4 protein-coding genes are annotated in these 2,868 nt (G+C 62.3%); all 4 read left to right on the forward strand.

Annotated features, from left to right (window positions below; genetic code table 11):
* Window positions 1–495 precede the first annotated feature (495 nt).
* The 4 genes from EOA33_RS30750 (at window position 496) to msrA (ending at window position 2,671) form a co-directional block, all read left to right on the forward strand.
* Window positions 496–690: a hypothetical protein gene (locus EOA33_RS30750; protein WP_127407359.1), complete on the forward strand. Its 195-nt coding sequence runs from the start codon at window positions 496–498 to the stop codon at window positions 688–690.
* Window positions 690–1,013 carry a hypothetical protein gene (locus EOA33_RS30755; RefSeq protein WP_126059120.1) on the forward strand — a complete coding sequence of 108 codons (324 nt, stop codon included), beginning with the start codon at window positions 690–692 and terminating at the stop codon, window positions 1,011–1,013. The genes EOA33_RS30750 and EOA33_RS30755 overlap by 1 nt, the downstream gene beginning before the upstream one ends.
* A gap of 111 nt (window positions 1,014–1,124) precedes the next feature.
* Window positions 1,125–2,024, forward strand: a complete 900-nt coding sequence (locus EOA33_RS30760) for an ankyrin repeat domain-containing protein (RefSeq protein WP_245482485.1) — start codon at window positions 1,125–1,127, stop codon at window positions 2,022–2,024.
* A gap of 128 nt (window positions 2,025–2,152) precedes the next feature.
* The gene (gene msrA / locus EOA33_RS30765; RefSeq protein WP_126055201.1) at window positions 2,153–2,671 is read left to right on the forward strand and encodes a peptide-methionine (S)-S-oxide reductase MsrA; all 519 of its coding nucleotides are present in this window, start codon (window positions 2,153–2,155) and stop codon (window positions 2,669–2,671) included.
* Window positions 2,672–2,868 lie beyond the last annotated feature (197 nt).

The following is a 2,868-nucleotide window of genomic DNA, read 5'->3' on the forward strand; positions in this document are numbered from 1 at the left end:
GGCGCGGCCGTCCTCGTGGCGCGCGGCCTGCGCGGCGCCGGCGACGCCGCCGCCCTGTCTGGCGATCCTGACATCCAGATGGCGCTCGAGGCCGGCATCGGCCTGGCGATCGGCCTCGGCACCGAAGCCTGGCATGTGCTCGCCCGCAAGCTCAACTGGCAGAGATGAGGGGCAAAATGGTCGAGGTCTTCACCGAACTCCTGCGCCAGGCGCTGCCCTGGATGGCAGGCGCGCTCCTCATCGTTGCGGCACTTGTCGTGTGGTGGCTGTCATGACGGCGCTGCTTTCCTCACTGCTCGGCAACCCGACGTTCCTTGGCCTGCTGGCCTCGGTGGTGGCAGCCCTCGGCTGGGGCGTCCGCCAGCGGCTTGCCGGCGCCGGTGCGGAACGCGCTCGGCAGGCCAAGGCCGAGGCTGCCGCCGGCGCGCTCGCCGACCAGGTCGACAATGATATCGGCGCGCTGCGCGCGGGCGCGGCCAGCAAGGAGCTGAAAACATGGGCAAGGGATTGGTCCTCGTGCTGCCGCTGCTCGTCGCGGCCGGATGCACCACAGCCAAGGGAAGCTTCTGCGCCGTCTCAAGGCCGGTACGCCTCTCCGTCAAAGCGGTCGACGCACTGTCGGACCAGGAGGCGAGGGCGCTGCTTGCGCACAACCGCAAGGGTCAGGAACTCTGCGGCTGGAGGCCATGATGCACGATCTGTTCGATCTCCTGGGCATCAAAGGCCCGGTGGTGGCGGCCGGGTTGGCTGGTGGTGCGCTCCGGGCACTGTCGCGCCATCGCTACAAACTGCGCGAAATGATCGCTTCGCCGATCTGCGGCGCGCTCGCCGCCGCCTATCTGACGCTGCCGGCCGTCGCCTGGTTCAAGGCAAGTGGCCTGCCGATCCCCGATCCAGCCGACGACACCACGACGCTCGCCGCCGCTTTCCTCATTGGCGTCTCGGCGATGTGGATTTCGGACATCGTGTTCGAGGTCGTCGTGCGGAAATTCAAGCCGACAAACGAGGAGTGACCGGCCGCGCATCCTTGGTCTTTGAATGAGCATCTGCTAATATTCGTTTTTGTGCATGGAGCCGCAATGCGAGCCAAACCTGTGCGCTTTTTCAGAGCAGCGAGAGGTACCATGACCAAGCGGAGACGCATGTGGGTGATAAGGGCTTCGTTGGTGCTTGGGCTTTTTACGCTGCCCGCCCAGGCGAGCAACCTGGGCGATCTTGTCAGGAATGGCGACGTCGCAGCGGTGACTTCCGCATTGGATAAGGGCGCCGCCATCAACGAAATTGACGGTGTCACGGCGCTCTATATCGCCTGCGAAGCCGGAAACATCGAGTTGGCAAAACTTCTGATAAGTCGTGGGGCCGACGTTAGCCTGCTCGTCAGTTGGCAAAGAACGCCACTCTATGCCGCCAACAAGGGTGGGCACGCTGACATCGTGAAGCTGTTGCTCGACAATGGGGCCGATCCAAATCAGGTGGCGAAATCGCAGACGCCGCTGCACGTGGCTGCCGAGAATGGCTGCCTTCAGTGCGTCATCCATCTCGTGGACGCTGGAGCAGATGTCAACGCACTGACATCGAACGGCAGTCCACCCATACATTTGGCGAAGCTCAGCGGTCACGAAGACGTCGTCGCCTACTTGCGCAGTCATGGCGCAGGACGACCGGCCATTGCGCCGATTTCGGCACGACTTGCATCGGCAAACGCTGAATCGGGCAAAGAACTTTTCGGAAAGACGTGCGGGACTTGTCATCTTGCAGTGCCGGGGGTCAAGAATCCCAAGCCCAATCTGTGGGGCATCGTAGGGCGGCGGAAGGCTTCGCAAGGCGATGTCGAGTATTCGTCGAGTCTGAAGGATGCTGGTGGCGATTGGACTTTTGAGGAACTCAATTTGTTTATCTCCAATCCCGCGCTCACTCTGCCTGGAACAGATATGCTTTTCCCGGGTCTGCAGGACGAGAAGCAGCGAGCAGACCTCATCGCTTACCTGCGGACCTTGAGTGACGCACCGTTGCCGCTTCCCTAGAATTGAATCTTGATGTCCTCCCGTCCTCAATCCAGGCGGCTGTTGTAGTCGCGTTCCCGAAGCGCTTGAGCCGCTGGACGAAGAGCGTCACAATCCCCATTTATGGAGAAATCCAACGGAGATGTGACATGGCGACTTCCACCGAACGCGCGGTGCTTGCCGGCGGCTGCTTTTGGGGCATGCAGGATTTGATCCGGCGCTTTCCGGGCGTCGTCTCGACCCGCGTCGGCTACAGCGGCGGCGACGTGCCCAACGCCACTTACCGCAACCACGGCACCCATGCCGAGGCCATCGAGATCATTTTCGATCCCGCCAGGCTGAGCTACCGCACGCTGCTCGAATTCTTTTTCCAGATCCACGACCCGACGACCAGCAACCGTCAGGGCAACGATGTCGGCATGAGCTATCGCTCGGCAATCTACTACACCAGCGACGACCAGAAGCGGGTCGCCGAGGACACCATTGCCGATGTCGATGCCTCTCACCTGTGGCCGGGCAAGGTCGTCACCGAGGTTGCGCCGGTCGGCCCATTCTGGCAGGCCGAGCCCGAACATCAGGACTATCTGGAGAGATACCCGAACGGCTACACCTGCCATTTCGTCAGGCCGGGCTGGAAACTCCCGGTTCGCGAAAGGGCCGCTTCATAAGCCAGATCGGTCGCTCGGCAAATTTTCCCTCTGCGCTGGAACATTAGCATACGCTAAGAGTTCATGTTCCGGCAGCGCGCAACGGTATGCTGCCTGATCGGGCCGGCATCCCGATCCGGGCCCGCGTCCTCTGCGAGAGGCGCGGGCTTGCTTGTGTCGACAACTCGGCCCGGACCGCCAATCCTGCCAATTGCGCC

The organism is Mesorhizobium sp. M4A.F.Ca.ET.050.02.1.1, from assembly GCF_003997725.1.
Classification (GTDB): domain Bacteria; phylum Pseudomonadota; class Alphaproteobacteria; order Rhizobiales; family Rhizobiaceae; genus Mesorhizobium.